This window comes from Streptomyces sp. Isolate_45 (assembly GCF_024721315.2).
Classification (GTDB): Bacteria; Actinomycetota; Actinomycetes; order Streptomycetales; family Streptomycetaceae; genus Streptomyces.
The window spans coordinates 1-1,582 of record NZ_JANFAK020000358.1 but is presented as its reverse complement, the minus strand read 5'-3'; the positions used below and the strand labels follow the sequence as shown (position 1 = coordinate 1,582).

Here is a 1,582-nt window from a genome sequence, read left to right as displayed (position 1 = left end):
TACCATCCGCACCCGCCGCGAACGCCTTGATCCGACCATCGGCGGCAAGCCCCCGCTGACGGCTGAAGTCGATGAAGTTCTCGGGCGTCGACATGACCGTGACACCGCCGGCGAGCGCCAAGGTGCACTCGCCCTGCCGCAGCGCCTGAACGGCCCAGTGCAGGGCGACGAGGGAGGACGAGCAGGCGGTGTCGACGGTGACCGCCGGGCCTTCGAGCCCGAACACGTAGGAGACGCGGCCGGACATGACGCTTCCCGCGTTGCCCGTGCCGACGTGGCCTTCCAGTCCGTCCTGCTCGCGGGCGACCAGGGAGAGGTAGTCCTGGCCGTTGGTGCCGATGAACACTCCCGCCCGGCTTCCGCGCAGTGTTCCGGCGTCGATGCCGGCCCGTTCGAAGGCCTCCCACGAGGTTTCCAGCAGCAGGCGCTGCTGCGGGTCCATCGCCGTGGCCTCGCGCGGGGAGATCCCGAAGAAGTCGGCGTCGAAGTCGGCCGCGTCGGCGAGGAAGCCGCCCTCACGCGTGTACGACGTACCGGCCCGGTCGGGGTCGGGGCTGTAGAGGCGCTCCAGGTTCCAGCCGCGGTCGGCCGGGAATTCGGCGACCGCGTCCGTGCCCCGGGCGAGCAACTGCCAGAGGTCTTCCGGTGTGCGGACGCCGCCGGGGAAGCGGCAGCTCATCGCGACGATCGCGATCGGATCGCCGTCGACGGCCGAGGCGACGGGCAGCAGGGCGCCGGAGACGGGGACGCCGCCCACGAGTTCGGCACGGAGGTGGTCGGCCAGGGCCGCGGACGTGGGGTAGTCGTAGATGAGCGTGGCAGGAAGCCGCAGCTCCGTCGCCGCGCCCAGGCGATTGCGCAGCTCGACGGCAGTGAGCGAGTCGAACCCCAGCTCCTTGAAGGCGCGTTCGGCACCGACTGCTTCGGAGCCGTCGTGACCGAGTACGGCTGCGACGTGCGTGCGTACGAGGGTGAGCAGTTCCCGTTCCTGCTCGGCGGGCGCGAGCACGGCGAGGCGGCCGGACAGGGTGAGGGGCAGCCCGGCGTGCGTGTCGGTTTGTCCGTGGGCTCCGGCGCGGGCCTGCGTCTCCGCGCGGGTCGCGCGTACTTCGGGCAGGTCGCCGAACAGTTCGCTGCGGCGTACGGCGGTGTGCTGCGAGAGGTACCGGTCCCATGCGACGTCGGCCACCGTGACGGCGGCGTCCCGGGAACCGACGGCCAGCCCGAGGGCTCGGATCGCCCGATGGGCGTCCATGGGCGGTACGCCGTCCCGACGCATCCGGGCCTCAAGGGCTTCATCGGCGGCCATGCCACCGTCGGCCCACGGACCCCACGCGATTGACGTCGCGACCAGACCGGCCGCGCGCCGCTGCTCGGCCAACGCGTCGAGATAGGCGTTGGCGGCGGCGTAATTGCCCTGACCTGCCGCACCCACGGTCCCGCTCATCGAGGAGAACAACACGAACGCGGACAGCTCGATACCGAGCTCAACAGTCAGCTCGTGCAGGTTGAGCGCGGAGACCGCCTTGGCCCGCAACACGCTCTCGAACCGCTCCGGCGTCAGCGCATCCAACACCCCGTC

Annotated in this window: 1 protein-coding gene; it reads right to left on the bottom strand. The window is 71.3% G+C overall.

What is annotated here, in order from left to right; translation table 11 throughout:
* Window positions 1-1,582: beta-ketoacyl synthase N-terminal-like domain-containing protein (locus NOD94_RS41040; RefSeq protein WP_281211339.1), on the bottom strand; the 1,582-nt coding region annotated here is incomplete at both ends.